The organism is Flavobacterium aurantiibacter, from assembly GCF_002251775.1.
GTDB classification, from domain to species: Bacteria; Bacteroidota; Bacteroidia; order Flavobacteriales; family Flavobacteriaceae; genus Flavobacterium; species Flavobacterium aurantiibacter.
On record NZ_NOXX01000203.1, the window covers coordinates 18,878 to 36,863 of the forward strand.

Sequence of the window (17,986 nt, forward strand, 5' to 3'; positions counted from 1 at the left end):
GGTCGGAACGGTGTCAGAGCGTTGAAAAAAAATGACTCTTTTGGTTATCCAAGCGTTGGCTTGTGTGTCGGGAAAAACCAAATGTGCCATTTTGCGGGTTGGCTGTCTTTTTACACTGAAACACAACGTTTTCCAGCTACCCGAAGGCCAGGACTTTTACTACAAAACTTTATTTTAAAAACTAATGTTTCATTAACCATAAAACTGTCATTGGAACACGGAAACCCGACTTTTGGGTAGGTGTTGTTAGCAGCCTACTTTTAATAAACAACTGTACTTTCTTTTCTCATGTTTTCCACATCATTTGTAATATGAAATCCAATTGATTTTTTATTTTCATTATACTCATACTCAAATAGTGGAATGACATTTCTACCGCTTGCTGTTTGGTATGGTGTTACCACGATTTTATCGTCAGCAATGAATATAGATTGCGTAGGATAATTCTTAAGATAGTAAATTTTTAGATTTCCCTTTTTCTTACTACGCTCATAGGTGCTTTCTATGTGCCTCTTAGTCTGAAGTATTTTATTTTGTAATTCCTCCAGTTTAACTTCTGTTTTTGCTGCCAAAGCCTTACAAAAGTCAGAATCTGGATTTACAATATAGAACTCTGTCACAGTGCCAGCCTTATCAAACCTCTCTTCTATTTCAACTGAATGGTTGCCAACCCATCGTAATCCATCGTTCATAACAGCAACAAATGAATTAGATGATTGCAGTAATGGACTGAACTTATTATCCGCAGAATTAGTAAGGATTTGTCTTAATCCACTATCATGAACGGAAAAGGAAATTTTCAACATTTTCATCAAATGATTATCCTCTTCGCTTTTTAGAACTAATTGATATAGCAAGCTTAAAGTCGCACCGACTAGAAAAGTGTTTGCAATATTCCCAACTGTTATATACCAGAAGGAATTTTTGTCATCAATATTTGACTGTCCGAGCAGGAGTAAAAGTCCTGCAATAATAAGAATTGAAAAGATTACATACTTTCTCATGGTTTAACTTATCGTTATGTAGTTTGTGTCTAAAGGTTTCCGCTAACTCAACAATTGGCAAAGTTCTATTTTTTTTAATTTTCAAAAACGAACTTAACTAATTTAATCACAACACATTGCATCAAAAAATTTATGCGTAATTTTTCATCTATTAAATTGGACACTTGTTTCGCCTTTTGTCTTTGTTATTAAAAAATTAATCTTTTTTATCCTTTGCTAATTTACGCGTTTCTCCTCTCCCAAAACTACCTACTTATAGGTATTTTTTCCACTAATTTTTGGTAACGTTTGCCCTAGCCCGGATGGCAGCGGCAGCCCGGAGGAAAAGACGGCTAGGTGAACCGCGAAGCAAACGGCGACCTCAGAACCTGAGTTTGATTAAAAATCATTGTCAGATCGCTTAAAATGCGCAAATTGTGAAATCAAATAGTAATTGAAATGAACAACTTGCACGCTAAACAGATAAACGGCTGCCTACTTCGTTAGATTTTTTTGCGATACTACAGTATCCCAAAACAAATCCGCCTTGTAATCAACCATTTATCTGTTTTCTGACCGCAATTTTTAAATCGAACTCAGGTTCAGAAGCCGGATGCAGCGCGCGTGAATCTGCCGTATTTTACGAGGACTATAGCGGACAGCGGGAGGGAGCTAAAAAATAGAAAGAATAGAAAGAATAGAAAAAATAGGAAAAAGCGAANGAAGCCGGATGCAGCGCGCGTGAATCTGCCGTATTTTACGAGGACTATAGCGGACAGCGGGAGGGAGCTAAAAAATAGAAAGAATAGAAAGAATAGAAAAAATAGGAAAAAGCGAAAAAAGCGAAAAAAGCGAAAAAAGCGAAAAAAAGCGAAAAAAAGGGAAAAAGAATGATTGGCCTTCGACAAACTCAGGCTTCGACGATACGTGGGTCTGTTTGGGCAAAACGATACGTCAAATGCTGAACATTGTGGTTTAGTTGGGCAAAACGATACGTGAAGTGGTGAACGTCGCAATCCCGATAGCTATCGGGACTAGCCTCTAAAAACAACCTTCGACAGGCTCAGGCACCAACGATACGTGGTTTGGGTTGGGTAAAACGATACGTTACATGGCAAAATCATCGAAGTCTAGCTTCTCGTGTCTAGCTTCTAGCTTCTCCAAAAGATACGTCAATTGGTGAACGTCGCAATCCCGATAGCTATCGGGACTAGCTTCTATCAACTAGCTTTTAAAAATCTCACTAATTAGCCGCTCCGCACCTGCTCGATCGCTTAGAAGCGTAGATAAAACCTCGGTACGTTGTTGCGGTTCAAACGGAATCGAAAAATGCCGGTCGATTTCACGGACAAATGCACTTTTACCTTCGCAAAACACACAAAGTTTCATCAACTCAGGATCGTCTATCATGTTTTCGTTAACCAGGCAATGCCGCCCCATATACAAGGCGTTTATGGCTTTTAACTTGGTTCCGGAAGGTTGAAAAGACAACATCACGTTCATTTGCGCTGAACGGATCAAATCATACAACTCGACTTGCGATTGCGTTTCAATAACCGACACGTTCGAAAAACGCTTAGCTTCCTGCTTAATATTATCGGGAATATCGGATGCCGCAACCACCAATTTGCGCTGAGGTAATTCGCTAAAAACATCAAACAAAAACAAAGCGGCACGTTTATTATCCGACAAACGTAAATCGCCGTGATACAAAGCAAAATCGCCTAAACCAGCTGCCGACGTGCAAGTTGCATTTCCATGAAACGGCGGTAAATAAAACGCATTTGCAACTTTCGAAACTTCAAGCGTTTCGCGTTTTGAAATCGTAAAAATGCTAGCAAAGCGTTGTAAATGCGTTTCGAATTTGCGGTATTTCTTCGCTTCCAAGCGGTATAAAAATCGCTTTAAAAGGTTCGTTTCCGAATTCGCTAAACCTTCGTAATATACCGATTCCAGATTGTGCAAACGCAAAAACAACTTGCGATCACGAAAGGCAGGTAGCGCAGCAAAAAAACTACTTTGCAAACCTTCAATTAAAATCGGCGCATCGGTGGCTAAAAGTTCGTTTGCTAAATTCAAGTGAAACCGACTCACCACTGAAAGCGGATATTGCGAAAACAACTGCCAAATTTTACGCTCTTTGGGATACACGTGAACGGCCTTGCACAACGCCTGTAATTCGGGCTTTACCTCGGTTCTGTCGGTAACAAAACAATGTAAGGTAATCTCGATTCCAAGGGCATGAAGCGCCTGTATGCGATAAAAAACATCGATTACACCACCGTAATTAGCGGGAAACGGATTCTCAAAGCAAACTATCTGAAGTTTTTTCGCATCTTGCATGCCGACAAATGTATCATTTTCAAATCGCTTTTTATGCCATTCTTTTCGGTAATCATGCCGCTTTACAACAAAGAAGCTTTTGTGCTCGAAGCCGTAAACAGCGTTTTGCAACAAACGTTTACCGATTTCGAGTTGCTGGTTGTAGACGACGCATCGACGGATAACAGCGTGGCAGTTGTTTCCGAGATCACCGATAATCGATTGAAAATCATACGCAATCCTGAAAATTTAAACTTACCGAAATCGCGAAATGTAGGCATTGCTGCGGCCACAGGAACGTTCGTCGCTTTTCTGGATTCGGACGATAAATGGGAACCAAACTTTTTAGCGGAAATCTTCCAGATGACCGAAACGTTTCCCAATCAGGTTGTTTATGCTACCTCTTATTTCAAATGGTTTTCAGATTCGTTTCGTGGACCGAATGCTGCTTTAAATCGCGAAAATCGAACACAGATAATCACCAATTTTTTCGAAAAAGCTGTTGGAGAATCGCCGTATTGCAGCTCGAGTTTGGCGATTCGAAAAGACAAAATGCAAGCGCTTGGCGGCTATAACGAAGCGGTAACTTTTGGCGAAGACATTGATTTGTGCATTCGTTTACACGCGATCCATCCGCTGGTTTTCAACCCGAAACCGTTGGCTTGGTATCGGCAAAATGAAAGCGGACAAATGACCATGAGCAGCATTAGTAAGAAAGTTCACACGCCATTTAGCAATTATGAAAAGGATTTTGGAAACGTTCCAGGATTAAAAAAGTATCTAAATTTTCATCGATATGCCTTACTAATGGCGGCCATACGCGAAAAAAACGACCTTGTTGCCAACAAATACCAGCTTGAAATCGATTTGCGTGACTTGGATTTTAAACGAAAGCTGCTTTGTGTTATGTCGCGTACGCTCGTTCGTTGGGCGCTGCGTTTTCGAGAATTACGAAATCGAGGCTAGAAAATCATCGTAATCGCGGATGTAATCGTCTTCTGAAAATTCTTCGGAAGCTAAAACCAAGCATACTGCTCCAGAAGAGAAGTTTTCAAGCTCACGCCAAATTTTTGTGGTGATGAGCAATCCGCGGTCGGGCTTGTTTAAGGTTATGGTTTGTCGGCGCGAACCGTCGTCGAGTACGACATCAAAACTACCTGAAATGGCAATGAGCACCTGTTGTAGATTCAAATGCGCATGTCCTCCGCGCTTCGCCGAACTCGGAATATCATATAAATAATACACGCGCTTAACGGCAAACGGCAGCGTATCTTTTTCAATTACTGCGATGTTTCCCAGCGCGTTTTCAATTTTGGGAAGTTCAAGCTGTTTGATGTTCATAGGAAATAAGCTGGTCGTAAATTTAGACAAATACCGAATCAAATTCGAAATTGTTGCCGATTCGGAGCGATTTTACACGGTATAATCTTTACCTAACGGCTCATTTCGGGAAATCGCGTATTTGTAGTGGCGAGTTTCGTATTTTAGGCGTCGAATTTTCGGAAAACCACTAATTAATCACTGTGACTACAGCCGAACCACTTGTTAGCGTCATTTGCCTGTGTTACAATCACGAAAAGTTTGTGCGCGAAGCGGTTTTGTCGGTTTTAACGCAAACATACACTTCCGTGGAAATACTTGTAGTAAACGATGCCAGTTCCGACGGTTCGCAGCAAATCATCGAAAAACTGCAGCTTGAATATCCGCAGATTAAAATCATTCACAACAAGCAAAATCTCGGAATAACCGCTTCGTTTAATAAAGCGTTTGCCGTTTCTAAAGGCAAGTATATTCTCGATTTTGCAACAGACGATGTGTTGCTTCCGAACGCCCTTGACGTATTAGTTGCTGAGGCAATAAAGCACGAAGCTGCGGTTGTTTACGCGAATTCCGAACGTATTTCAGAATCGGGCGCGCATCTGGGCTATTTCTTTGCTGTCGATGAAAATAAACGCAGTCTACAAAAAATACCGCGCGGTTTGATTTACGAAGCGATTGTAAATTCAGGCGAAATTGTAAACCCGGTTGCTTTGTTGGTTTCGAGAAAAATCCACGTGGAATTGGGCGGTTACAACGACAGTTTAGCCTACGAAGATCTCGACTTTTGGTTACGTGCTTCACGCGAATATCCGTTTTTTTATATCGACCAAACGCTTTCGCAGAAACGCTATTTGGAAAACTCGTTGGGCTATGCGTACAAGGAAAAATCGGTTTTGGGCCGACGCATAAATGCCTCGACTTTTAAAACCTTGTGGATGGCTTTCACACAGTTAAATCGAAACAAAACCGAACATCGAGCGCTGCTCAAACGCGTGCACTACGAAATGGGTGTGGTGTTTCGAAATAGAAATCTTCGTTTGTGGATTCCCTATGTATTCTTCAAAATAGCGATTCATCTTAAAATTCTGATTTCGAGATGATAAAGATTGATCTACGAAATCCGAATATCGTTTGGAAAGCCATTCTTTTACTGCTGATTTTGGCGCGCTTCGCTTTTGTAGGCAAAGGTTTTTTCGCCTTTCCCGACGAATGGCGGTTTACCGAATCGGTCGAAGCAGTAAAAGCACTCGTTTCTTTTGATATTAACGACTTCTGGCAACACATTTTTAAAACGCAAGGTCGACCCGCCGATGCGCTTTTAAAACTGATTCCGGCAGCTGTAATTTACAGCGTTCATCATTTATTTGGAACGCTGCTGTACAGTGAATTCGCGGCTTCCGTGATGTTTCTCTTCAACTTCAGCATCTATTTGCTGCTGCTGCGCACGTATTTTAATTTATTCAAAACCTTGCTCAATAACGAACATTTGGCTTGGTTTGGAATTGTCTTATACTCGTGTCTGACTTTATCGTTTATTTCGTTGCGGCACAGCGATCCGTACGACAGTTCACAATTGTTTTTTGTGTGGATTTTAGTGCAAATTTGTCGATCGAATTTCACAATAAAGTCGGCTTTCAACTGGGGATTTGTCGCGTTTTTCGCCTATCTCGTTTATCCCGGAAACATTTTGCTGTATGGCATCATCGCTGTTTTTTACGGATTTACTGTGTACCGAAAACTTAATTTCAAAACAGCTTTTTTCCATGTATCCACCTACGGATTAGGCAGCTTTTTCTTGCTTCTATTAACTGAATCAGCGTCGCGTTTTGCGGGTATGTCGTTTCTACGAGAATCGCTTTGGCTTTCCACATCAATTCTTCAAGGGAGTTTTTCCGAAGCCTACACCTTCATTTTCAAGTACTTTCTCGAAGTTGAATCGGTTTTGGGAATTGCGTTACTTTTGGGTTTTTTCTGCGGAAGCATCATGCTGTTAATCAAACAAATACCTGTCTTTCAGAAAGAAAATATACTCGCGTTGTTGCTCATTTCAGTAGCGTTCTTTCTCTTCTACGCAAGTGCCAGCTTCTTCTTAGAAAAAGTAGTTTGGTATGCGCGACTCCTGAAACAATTCGTACCGATTATACTCCTTGTAGCTTTGCTCCCATTGAGTTTGCTTTCCAAAAAATGGCAAAACAGTTCAATCACTTTTTTTACGCTACTTGCACTTACTTCATTTGCACTTTCGTGGAAGGAATATCGTGCTGTAAACTATCCGCGCGACCTACTATTTGCACAACTGGAACAACACGGCAAAACTGCCATTCAAACAACTACGGAATTTAAAAACTTTATTCCTTTTTACGCACAACAACCCACTAAAAACACAAGCTATACGTTAGTGAATTTTGGAATTGTTTTTCCGTACCGAAAGCTCAGCGAATACCGCGTTTATCTTCCTAAAAGCAACGAAACTTTAGTTTTAGATGTTCCGGATTGCACGGCTTTCAAAGCCTATCAATTTGAAGGTTACAATATGGAAGAGCGCGCAAACATTGATAAGCAAACGCCTCGTTTAAAAATTTATCGCTTGAATTTGGAAGCGAAAAAAGCCACTGCCAAATAAACAATATTGGAAAGTACATAAATCCAGGCTACGGCAGTCGTTGCACTTTCATGGAAAAGATAAAAACCCAACAAAAGTGTGGCATACGAAACGAATTCGCAAAGAATGAACGACTTCCATTGATGTTGCGCCAAGAGTACAAAGCCAAAGAAAACGGCTAGAGCGCGAAAAACGTCGCCAAGAAGTTGAATTGGAAATAAAGATTGTGCCACAAGATAGTCGGCCGAATATAGTGCCGGAATCAAAAAACTACTCGATATAGCCAAGATTAAAGCACCGACGAAAAACGGTAGAAATCCGATTTTTAAAAACCGAACAAAAACTGCATTTGTAGATTTTAAAGCAATCGACTCGGAAATTTTTGGAAAGAAATACAAACTCACAAATCCGATAAAAACTAGGGCTACTTGCGACGATAATCGGTAGGCAGCTTCCCAATTTGCAGCAAAATCGGTACTTGTCGTACTTACAAGCTCATTTCGAATGTATAAAAACGAAACCGCCGGAAGTACGGTTGAAACAACGCCAGTCAGTCCGAACTGCACTATTTTTAAAGCCGTTTCAGAATGAAAGCGAAAATTCACATCTAAAAACAAGCGATTTGCATTAAAAACAGTGAGCACAAATTGCAAAACAATAGCGGCAATTGTTGCATACAACGCATACTCTAAGTCATAATAAATAAGCGCTGCTGCAATGCAAAACGTACTTATAATGGTTACGTACACATTCAGCATCAACACTTTCGAATAGAGCTGTAAACCGTTGTAAATATTAATTATAGCCAACGAAATTCCGTTGAGCGGAAGCAGTAACGCCAGCAGAACCACTAAGGTCGATCCGTTGGAATAGCTTCCAAAAAACCAGGTAGCCAAAGTTGCGTGGAAAATCATAACCACTACCGAAAGCACCAAACTTATTACTGCTATCGAACTAAAAATTGTTCCGAACAGAAATTTCGAATGTTCGTTTTTGGGTGTAGAAGCTGTAAGTGTTAGTATGCCCGATTGCATACCTCCTGTTGAAGCAACTTCGGCTAACGACAACACATTACGTAAATTTCCAAAAACCAATAATCCCTGCTGACCGGCAAAAACAGCGACCAGTTTATTGAGAAGTACCGACGAAAGAAAACGCAGCCCGATAAAAACCAAGTGCAAAAAGCCAACTTTTAGGATACCTTGATTTTTACTGTTCATATCGGTTTAGCGTTTCGATGATGTATGCAACTTCCTCGTCGCTTAAGAGTTGGTGTAACGGTATGGAAACGACTTCGCGATGTATGCGTTCGGTAATCGGTAAATTGCAATGCGCGAACTCGGGCATGGCTTTTTGTTGATGTGGCGCAATTGGATAATGAATCAAGGTTCCTATGCCGTTCACCTTCAAATAGTTCATGAAATGTTCGCGATTTTCAACCCGAATCACAAACAAATGCCACACGTTATTGGTTGAAGATCGTAAGGGTAAAATCAGATTTGGATTTGAAATTTCGTTCAAAAACCGATCTGCAATAGCCTGTCTTTGCTGATTATCGGCATCTAATCGGCGTAATTTCACACGTAAAAAGGCCGCTTGAATTTCATCTAAGCGAGAGTTAAAACCGTTTATTTCGCAGCTGTATTTCTGCTCCGATCCGTAATTACGCAATTTCCGAATAACCGTTGCTAATTCGAGATCGGATGTGGTTACTGCACCCGCATCGCCCAACGCTCCCAAATTTTTCCCCGGATAAAAGCTAAAGCCAGCTGCATGTCCGTAGCTACCGGCTCTTTTAGACAAATCGTTTACAAATGCGCCGTGAGCTTGTGCCGCATCTTCAATAAAAAGCAAATCGTGTTGTTGGCAAAATGCTTCAAGTTTTTGCGTATCGGCTAAACGTCCGTACAAATGTACTGCCAACAAGGCTTTGGTTCTTGGAGTCATTTCAGATTCCAGTCGGCGTGCATCAATATTGTAGGTTTCTAATTCTGGTTCGCACAAAACGGGCACTAAACCGGCATGCTGAATGGCTAAAATACCCGCGATATAGGTATTTGCCGGAACTAAAACTTCGTCGCCAACCGCTAATCTGCCCAGCAATTTATAGCCTTCAAAAATTAATCGAAGTGCTTCTAAGCCATTTGCTACACCAATAGCTTCTGTGGTTCCGCAGTATTGGGCAAATTCGGCTTCAAATCGCTCAACTTCTTCACCTAAAATAAACCATCCCTTTTCGATTACGCGCTGCGCAGCCTCCTGTAATTCAGGCTGATAACTTTCGGTAATACGCTGTAAATCAAGAAAAGGAATCTTCATAATCAGATAGTTAATCGATAAAACCGCTGGCAATACGTTTGTGCACCAAAGCTTTCCTTCCAAGCAATCAAACCGCTGTTTAAATACATCCCGTCGCGTTCAGTGGAAATCCCAAAGCTAAAGAACTTTTTATCTTTAAATTCAAGAATAATTTGAGCAAACAAACGATCGAATGCTCCTTTAATTTCTCGATCTTTTCGCATTGCAATATACTGTGCATGAACCGTTTGCCTCGTGACAAAAAGAACAGTTCCTCCTAACAACTGCTGATTTAAAGACATCGTGTATAAAATGATGTTCTCGGGAAATCGCTGCTGCAAAAGTGTGATCTCTGCCGCGGTATGCACTGGCTCAATACCGTGTCGTTGCTGTAAAACAGGAATTAAAACCTCATTCCAAAAAGTACTTAAATCAGTCTTATTTGAAATTTGTACATCTGATTGAGCTGCTGCTTTTAAATGGCGATTTCGCAAGTCGGAAAATGCAATCGGAAAACTGTAATCAATCGCACTCAAAGCATCGTTTCTATACAATTGTGCTCCTTTTTGAAACAAACTGTATTCCCAGTGGTTTGCTGGCTTTTGGTTATAAATTTCAGGAATGAGTTTGCAAGAAATTTCACTGATTCCTGCACTTTCGTAGAAGGAAATGAGTGCTTCTAAAATATCGTTCGACGTTTGCTGACTCATTTTATCATAAATCAAACCGCCATACGACAAGCCTGCATGTGAGCTAATTTTATTTTGAGAAACTGTTGCAGGAAAGACAGCTATCAATTGATTTTTTTTAAAAATCAAGACTGAAAAATCCTGAAAACGATCGGCGTGATAATCCATAAAATCGCGCTCAAATAAAAAAGTTCCGTTGCACGAATTGCGCACGAAAGCATCCCAAATTGGACGTAAATCAGCCTGATATCGTATTAAATTTAGCACAACTTCTTTTTATCGGCGTGAAAAGTACGTAATTTCGAAACGAGTTTAAAAAGTTTCGGTCTTGAAAAAAAACTGCCGCTATTTTCTTTTCCTTCTTTTACCGCTACTTGGCGTGTTACAGCTGGCAAATGCGCAACAAATTTCGTTGTATCAGCAGTATAATGGCCGATACGGTTTTACCTTTTGCGGAAACACATTAAACCTAACTGAAAACAATAATTTACCCGGAGTTCCTGCACCTCCTTGCGAAATACTAACGGAATCGTCGCAAGAATTAGTATTGCAAGACGGAGATAATATTGTAGCAGCTTACTTATATTGGGCAGGAAGTGGCACGGGCGACTTTGAGGTAAGCCTCAACAACACTATCATTAATGCGGAACGTACTTTTAGCGCGGTTGGAAACAATGGAGCCGCGTACTTTGCCGCTTTCGCAGATGTTACCACACAAGTTATCAATGAAACGGCAACAACTTACACTTTAAGCGGATTAGATCTTACCGAGGTAATTCCGAATTATTGTCCGTTTGGAGGAAATTTTGGCGGCTGGGCCATTGTTGTTGTGGTTCAAAACGACTCGCTACCGCAATGTCAGCTTAACGTTTACGATGGTATGCAACGTATTCCAGGATCGGTAAATATTTTGCTAACTAACTTAAATGTTGTTAGCGGTATCGATTCGCAAATTGGTTTTTTAGCTTGGGAAGGAGATAAAAATATTGCTGTGGGTGAATCACTTACCATAAATTCTATTACGGTTCAAAATACCTTAAATCCAACAACAAACGCGTTTAATGGAACCAATTCGTTGACGGGAAGCACGACGCTTTACAACATGGATCTCGATGTTTATGATTTAGAAGGTTTTGTGAATCCAGGTGATACGGAGGCTACAATTTCACTTTCTAGTAGTCAGGATTTTGTGATGCTAAACTGTGTGGTTACCAAACTCATTAACGAATTGCCCGATGCTACAGTTCAAATAATGGATTATGATGTAAGTTGCAATATCCGAACGCTCGATATCACCTACCAAGTCAGCAATTTAAACAGTACTGCAACTTTGCCCGCGGGCGTAATTGTGCTGTTTAAAGCAAACGGATCGGTCATTGGCACTGCCATTACAAACACGCCAATTCCGGTAGCGGGATCCATATTAGGAACAATTACCTTGGAAGTTTCTTCCCAATTACCGAACCCAGTAAGCATCGAATTAGTAGTCGATCAGAACGAGCTCGGACAAACGTTTGTTCAAGAACTTAACGAAGATAACAACACTTACGTAGAAGAGATATCGTTTCCAAAAAGTCCGAATTTCAACAACATTTCAAATGCAATATCTTGTAATGTCGGTAATGGAAGCGGATTTTTCGATTTTTCGTATGCGCGTACGGAGGCGAAAGCAAATGAAGACGATGAAGTTGCACTTTTTTACAGCTACGAAGATGCTCTCGCGGGAACAAACGAAATTGCTGTCGGAAACGAGTCGATTTTAAGCAATGGAAGTCCGACAACAATTTATGTGCGAATTCGCAATACTGCTGGCTGCGAGACGTTTACCTCATTTAATCTAACTACACAACGTTGCAAGCCAAAAGTTTACAATTTAGTTGCTACAGATGAAGACGGGTTTTATGATGAATTAATTGTTGAAGGTTTGGAAGATATCTTTCAATACGATTTATACATCTACAATCGCTACGGCAGAAAAGTTTGGTCGGGCAATTGGAGAACAGGAATTTGGCGTGGAAAAAGCAATGTCCAAGCTTGGCAATCCGACGAATTACCTGAAGGAACCTATTATTACGTTTTGCATTTGAATGCTGAAGAATTTCCGGAACCTTTAACCGGTTTCATTCATTTGACTCGTTAAGCTTATTCTCGAATCAAAACCATCGTAGCTGTATCGCCTGAATTCATGTCCCAAAATGCGTTTGCTAACACATTTCCCGCTTTATCGACAATCTCGTACTGTGCCGTATTTGGGCCGCTATCGCCCTCGTTAATAACCTTAAAATCGATGTAATTGTAGCCTTTATCGAGCTGTAATTCAATGCCTTGAAAACCACCTGTTAGTGTAAGCCTGTTGGCAATTAAAGTTTCGTTCCACGTAATCCGAATTTGATCCCCGTCGATGGCCTGCGAATCTCTGCAGCGAATGTAAACACTTTTGGTTTTTACTTTTATAGTTCCCAGTGACTGCTTTTTCCGCTGTGGCTTAATCTTATTAAGTTCACCTTCAAACACTTTTGTAAACTCGCGCGAATTACTCATAAACTCGTTCGAAGGTGTCAAACTCAATGGTTTTTCCTCAACAATAGGTTTATTACTTTCAGGTTTTAAAACTTCAGGTAGTATCGTGCTTTTCTCCTTTTCGTCTGGCTTTTGAACTTCCTTCGGCGCCGCTTTTGGCGTTACGGGTGCTATTCCTACCGAACGTTTTCCCGTATCAAATTGTGCAAAAACACCACCCGATAGCAAAACAAAAAGTGCGATATATAATTTACCAAACTTCATACTACAAATTTAGCGTATCTGCGCCAAGTTCAGTGTAAACTAACGTTTTGTTAGCGCTTTTATTTTTGTACTTCCAAAATTACTGACTCTGATGGCGCTAATTTTAGCTTTACAAAACCCTTGCCATTTTTAACTTCTAGCGTAGAAGTATGATTGCCGTACAGCTTTTCCTTCAAAGGATATGAACCATCCTTGAATTTCCAAGTCTTAATCAAGGCTTCAGGAACTTCTAAGGTAAAGTCGGCTTCGCTTACCCATGAGAAATTTGTTACTATCAGTAATTTTTGCTTGGCAGAATATCGTGCAAACGAATACAAACCGGGCTTATACTGCTCGCCTTGCTTTCTGTTTTCTGTTTGCAATTCCACGAAAGTGCCCGTCATGGCGTCAGCTTCCAAGGTAAAGTTGAGCAATCTCTTGTAAAAATCGCGAAGTTTTTTCTCCGAATCGCTCAATGCACCGCCGTCGAAACGTCCGCTGTTCATCCAACGTTGGTGACTCGGCACTCCAGCGTAATCAAAAATCGTTGTACGCGTCGGCTTTCCAAATCCCGAATCTAAATCGCCGCGCTCCCCTACTTCCTGACCAAAGTAAATCATCGTTGGCGAACTACTGATTGTAGCAGAAAGTACCATCAAAGGCATTCCCTTTTCTGGAGTTCCTGCGAAAGCATCCGAAGCCAAACGCTGCTCGTCGTGATTGTCGAGGAAGTGAAGTAAATGATGTTCGATATCTTGAAAACGATTCTGAATATCGGTTACTGGATCAGGTAAACTTTTGCCTTGAATGACTTCTTTTAATTTGTCGTATAAATCAACTTTATCGTACAAATAATCCATTTTCCCCAATTTGATGTAATTGCGGTATTCGTTCGGATTGTAAACTTCTGCCAATAAAAAGGCATCCGGATTCTTCATTTTAATGGAGGAATTCATAAAACTCCAAAACTCATAAGGAACCATTTCGGCCATATCGTAACGAAATCCATCTACGCCTTTAGCAATCCAATACAAGGCAATGTCTCTAAATTTAATCCACGAAGAAGGTACCGACTTATCTTTCCAAAATTCGAAATGAGCTTTGTAATCTTTGGCGTCGTATCCTGCCGGCAATTCTGGGAAATCTTTACTTCCATCGGGACGAATACCGTAATTAATTTTTACTGTTTCGTACCAGTCGTTGATGTCAGGCTGCGCTAATCGGCTGCCATTTCCCGTCCATTTTGCGGGAACTTCATCAAAATAGCCATCTGAACCAGGAGCAGGATCGCCTCCTAATGGTTTGTAATCCGGACTGTACGGAACTTTAAACGACGAATTTGGAATGTAATAGAAGTTATTATCACGGGCGTATTCCACGGAAGTGTCGTCATCCGCGCCAAAATCACGAACTCCCGGCGGATTACTTTTTCCTTCGTAACGGCGCGCCACATGGTTAGGAACAATGTCGATCAGCAATTTAAGACCCGCTTTGTGTGTTCGATCGATTAATGCTTCGAATTCAGCCAATCGATTTGCAGGATCAACAGCCAAGTCTGGATTCACGTTGTAGTAATCTTTAACTGCGTAAGGCGAACCGGCACGCCCTTTAACCACATCCGGATCGTCGTTGGAAATTCCGTATTTAGTATAATCGCCAACTAAAGCATGATGCGGTACGCCGGTGTACCAAATGTGTGTTACGCCTAATTTCTTTATTTCATCGAGCGCAACTTCGGTAAAATCAGCAAACTTACCGACGCCATTTTCCTCTTTGGTTCCCCACGGTTTATTGTTCTGATTCGTATTTCCGAATAATCGGGTAAAGACTTGATAAACAACTTTTTTCTGAACTTTCTCTGACACTTTCTTATCTTTTTTTGATTGAGCATTAACCGACTGTGCACTGATTCCGACTAGTGCAGCCAATACCAAAAGCTTGATTGTTTGTTTCATAACTAACTTTCTTTCGCTGCTAATGTCGCAATATTTGGTATTAGCACATAGCCTCTTTGGCAAAAATTTTTGTTAAGCCAACTGCCACCTCTCTGCAAAGCACTATTTTTGCGGCAAATTACAAGTCATTGAAATATTCAATTCTATTCCTTTTTCTGCTTTTTTCGTTTTGCAATTTTGAAGTAACCGCGCAAAACAAACCCATAGTGGTAGAAAATGCCGATAATTTCGATGTAGATGAACTGCAGATGCCCGATGCCGTTTTGCTCACGGGAAATGTACTCGTACGCCACGAAGGAGCTACGTTGCGCTGCAATAAGGCGTACTTTTTCAAGAAAGAAAACTACATTAAAGCTTTTGGTGATGTTGTTTTAAATCAAGGTGATACGCTGCATTTAAATAGTGATTATGCCGAATATGCTGGAAATTTAAAACAAGCATTTGCAACCGGAAACCCCATACTGCGTTCGCCAGAATTTACACTCACTACCGATACGATTAATTTCGATCGGAACATTCAGCAAGCGTATTACAAAAATTACGGGAAAATCGTTAATAAAGAAACTACACTTACCAGTAAATCAGGACGTTACTTTGCAAATGAAAAGAAATTTCGCTTCCTCACGGCCGTAACGGTAACCAATCCAAAAGTGGTTATAAAAAGTAATCATCTGGATTATTACTCTAATTCCGGACATTCTTATCTGCTTGGCGCATCGACCGTTACTAGCAAAGAAGATTTCATTTACACCGAAAAAGGATTTTACGACACTAAGAAAAACATAGCACATTTCCTCCGAAAGTCATATATCAAATATAAAGACCGCAAAATCGACGGTGATTCGCTTTATTACGATAAAAATCGGGAATTTGCATCGGCTTCACATTACGTAAAAATTACCGATACGATCAATAAAGGCGTGGTACGCGGACATTACGCCGAGCTTTACAAAGCCAAAGATTCGATGTTTGTGACTCGAAAAGCGGTGGCAGTTTCACTCATGGAAAACGACAGTGTGTACATTCACGGCACGCGATTAATGCTTACCGGAAAACCCGAAAACCGGATCATTCGTGCGTTTAAAAATGCACGTTTTTTCAAATCGGATATGAACGGCAAATGCGACTCCATTCATTCTTCCACGAAAGTGGGACTCACAAAACTAATTGGCCGACCCGTAATTTGGAACAAGAAAAATCAAGTAACTGGCGATGTGATCCATCTGATTGCCAATTTAGAAACTGAAAAAATCGATTCGTTGAAGGTGCTTAATAATGCCTTTATTATTTCGAAAGACACGATTGGAACCGGCTATAATCAAGTTAAGGGTTTGAATCTCTATGGAAAATTTAAAGACGATAAACTCCATGATGTAACTCTTGTCAAAAACACGGAAATTCTGTATTTCATGCGCGACGACAAAGACGAACTCATCGGAATTAACAAAAGCGTAAGTTCGAAGATAAATTTGATTTTGGAAGATTCGAAAATTGAAACGATTACGCAGTACGACCGACCAGAAGGCCAAATGTATCCCGAAAAAGAACTGCCAGAAAATGCACGCCGATTGCGAGGTTTTATTTGGAGAGAAGACGAAATGATTAGAAGTAAAGACGATGTTTTTCCCGAAGAAGAGCTCAAATGGGACGAAATTGCCCGGAAGTACCGGGAAAAAGCAGAGAAATCGGCCGACAAGCCCATAGCTGTTCGAAAGGAAACCAGTGAGTACGATAAAAATGTGAAGAAAGGAAAATAAAATGCTGACGGATTTTTTTAAATATCAGGCCCAAACCACGCCGCATCCGCTTGGAATGGAGGTTTCGTATGCCAAAGGAAGCTATATCTACGACATACACGGACAAGCATACCTCGATTTTGTTGCAGGAGTTTCGGCAACTTCGGTCGGTCATTGCCATCCGTATTTAAACGACGCTATTAAGAAACAGCTCGATTTGTACAGCCATGTTATGGTTTATGGCGAATTTGCGCAACATCCGGCTGTTGAATATTGCAAACAACTACAAAAGTATTTGCCGGCTCCGCTAGAGAAAATTTACTTGGTTAATTCAGGAACCGAAGCTACTGAAGGAGCATTAAAATTAGCGCGCCGAATCACCGGAAGATCGGAACTTATTTCGTGCCATAACGCCTACCACGGAAATACTATGGGCTCGTTGAGCGTCATGGGTTACGAAGAACGCAAACAAGTATTTCGTCCATTAATACCCGACGTACGTTTTATAACATTCAATAATTTAACTGATTTAGAACATATTACCGAGAAAACCGCTGGTGTAATTGTGGAAAGCATACAAGGTGGCGCGGGCTTTATTCAACCTGAAAACGAGTATTTAATCAGGTTGAGTAAGCGTTGTAAAGAAGTGGGTGCCGTTTTAATTATAGACGAAATACAACCCGGTTTTGGAAGAACGGGAACCTTTTTCGGTTTTGAAAATTTTGGAATCGTTCCCGACATCGTTATTGTGGGAAAAGGAATGTCGGGCGGCATGCCGGTTGGAGCTTTTATCGCTTCCGCGGAACACATGGATTTACTGCAAGATCAACCCAAACTAGGACACATAACCACTTTTGGCGGACATCCCGTTATTGCCGCCGCCGCTTTGGCTACGCTAGAAATCATCAAAAACGAAAATTTGATGAAACTCGCACTAGAAAAAGAAGCTTTGTTTCGCAAATTACTTGTTCACCCGCTGATCAAAGAAGTACGTGGTCGTGGATTAATGTTAGCTGCCATGACAAGCGATGCAGCAGTTACCAACGAAGTAGTTTTGCGCTGTTACCGCCGCGGACTCATCTTATTTTGGCTACTTTTCGAAGGAAAAGCGGTTCGAATAACGCCGCCGCTCACCATTAGTTTCGAAGAAATTGAAGCCGGCTGCGCCATTTTGCTGGAAGTTTTCGACGAATTGCTGTCAGAAGGTCATGTTTAAAACCTCCTTGCGCCATAAGTAACAACATTTTGCGTTTTAGTAAAGAAGAAGTTGCCTCTTTGCTAATTGGTACGCCTTTTGTTAATTAAATTGTTCACAAGA

The 17,986-nt window shown here is 40.9% G+C and carries 14 protein-coding genes; 6 read left to right on the forward strand and 8 right to left on the reverse strand.

What is annotated here, in order from left to right:
• Positions 1-260: 260 nt before the first annotated feature.
• Positions 261-1,004, reverse strand: coding sequence for a hypothetical protein (locus tag CHX27_RS09965; protein WP_094486630.1), 744 nt, complete (start codon positions 1,002-1,004; stop codon positions 261-263).
• A gap of 1,203 nt (positions 1,005-2,207) precedes the next feature.
• Positions 2,208-3,326: a glycosyltransferase family 4 protein gene (locus tag CHX27_RS09975; protein ID WP_165764493.1), complete on the reverse strand. Its 1,119-nt coding sequence runs from the start codon at positions 3,324-3,326 to the stop codon at positions 2,208-2,210.
• Between the two features lie 33 nt (positions 3,327-3,359).
• On the opposite strand from CHX27_RS09975, the gene CHX27_RS09980 reads away from it, so the two are divergent.
• Entirely contained in the window at positions 3,360-4,271 is a 912-nt protein-coding gene (locus CHX27_RS09980) for a glycosyltransferase family 2 protein (RefSeq protein WP_165764494.1), read from the forward strand.
• Here CHX27_RS09980 and CHX27_RS09985 read toward each other — a convergent pair.
• Complete coding sequence (locus CHX27_RS09985) at positions 4,254-4,646, reverse strand: sugar 3,4-ketoisomerase (protein WP_094486633.1); 393 nt, start codon at positions 4,644-4,646, stop codon at positions 4,254-4,256. The genes CHX27_RS09980 and CHX27_RS09985 overlap by 18 nt on opposite strands.
• A 182-nt stretch (positions 4,647-4,828) precedes the next feature.
• Between CHX27_RS09985 and CHX27_RS09990 the strand changes: the two genes are divergently transcribed.
• On the forward strand, positions 4,829-5,725 hold the full coding sequence (locus tag CHX27_RS09990) for a glycosyltransferase family 2 protein (RefSeq protein ID WP_165764495.1): 897 nt from the start codon (positions 4,829-4,831) through the stop codon (positions 5,723-5,725).
• Positions 5,722-7,248, forward strand: a complete 1,527-nt coding sequence (locus tag CHX27_RS09995) for a hypothetical protein (protein WP_094486635.1) — start codon at positions 5,722-5,724, stop codon at positions 7,246-7,248. Before CHX27_RS09990 ends, CHX27_RS09995 begins: the two co-directional genes overlap by 4 nt.
• Here CHX27_RS09995 and CHX27_RS10000 read toward each other — a convergent pair.
• The 3 genes from CHX27_RS10000 to CHX27_RS10010 are packed head-to-tail and all read right to left on the reverse strand — an operon-like array spanning position 7,206 to position 10,481.
• Positions 7,206-8,447 (reverse strand): MATE family efflux transporter, encoded by a 1,242-nt coding sequence (locus CHX27_RS10000; RefSeq protein WP_094486636.1) that lies wholly within the window; start codon positions 8,445-8,447, stop codon positions 7,206-7,208. The two genes, CHX27_RS09995 and CHX27_RS10000, sit on opposite strands and share 43 nt — an antisense overlap.
• Positions 8,437-9,546 carry a DegT/DnrJ/EryC1/StrS family aminotransferase gene (locus tag CHX27_RS10005; RefSeq protein WP_094486637.1) on the reverse strand — a complete coding sequence of 370 codons (1,110 nt, stop codon included), beginning with the start codon at positions 9,544-9,546 and terminating at the stop codon, positions 8,437-8,439. The genes CHX27_RS10000 and CHX27_RS10005 overlap by 11 nt, the downstream gene beginning before the upstream one ends.
• A 2-nt stretch (positions 9,547-9,548) precedes the next feature.
• Entirely contained in the window at positions 9,549-10,481 is a 933-nt protein-coding gene (locus CHX27_RS10010; RefSeq protein WP_094486638.1) for a hypothetical protein, read from the reverse strand.
• A 61-nt stretch (positions 10,482-10,542) separates the two neighbouring features.
• Between CHX27_RS10010 and CHX27_RS10015 the strand changes: the two genes are divergently transcribed.
• Entirely contained in the window at positions 10,543-12,354 is a 1,812-nt protein-coding gene (locus tag CHX27_RS10015) for a T9SS type B sorting domain-containing protein (protein ID WP_133063453.1), read from the forward strand.
• Positions 12,355-12,356: 2 nt separating this feature from the next.
• Here CHX27_RS10015 and CHX27_RS10020 read toward each other — a convergent pair whose 3' ends face one another.
• Together CHX27_RS10020 and CHX27_RS10025 are read right to left on the reverse strand one after the other, a co-directional pair.
• Positions 12,357-12,998: a hypothetical protein gene (locus CHX27_RS10020; protein WP_094486640.1), complete on the reverse strand. Its 642-nt coding sequence runs from the start codon at positions 12,996-12,998 to the stop codon at positions 12,357-12,359.
• A gap of 59 nt (positions 12,999-13,057) precedes the next feature.
• Entirely contained in the window at positions 13,058-14,932 is a 1,875-nt protein-coding gene (locus CHX27_RS10025; RefSeq protein ID WP_094486641.1) for an alpha-amylase family glycosyl hydrolase, read from the reverse strand.
• A 128-nt stretch (positions 14,933-15,060) separates the two neighbouring features.
• On the opposite strand from CHX27_RS10025, the gene CHX27_RS10030 reads away from it, so the two are divergent.
• Together CHX27_RS10030 and CHX27_RS10035 are read left to right on the forward strand one after the other, a co-directional pair.
• Complete coding sequence (locus CHX27_RS10030) at positions 15,061-16,689, forward strand: OstA-like protein (protein WP_243388982.1); 1,629 nt, start codon at positions 15,061-15,063, stop codon at positions 16,687-16,689.
• A 1-nt stretch (position 16,690) separates the two neighbouring features.
• On the forward strand, positions 16,691-17,884 hold the full coding sequence (locus CHX27_RS10035) for an aspartate aminotransferase family protein (protein WP_094486642.1): 1,194 nt from the start codon (positions 16,691-16,693) through the stop codon (positions 17,882-17,884).
• Positions 17,885-17,986 lie beyond the last annotated feature (102 nt).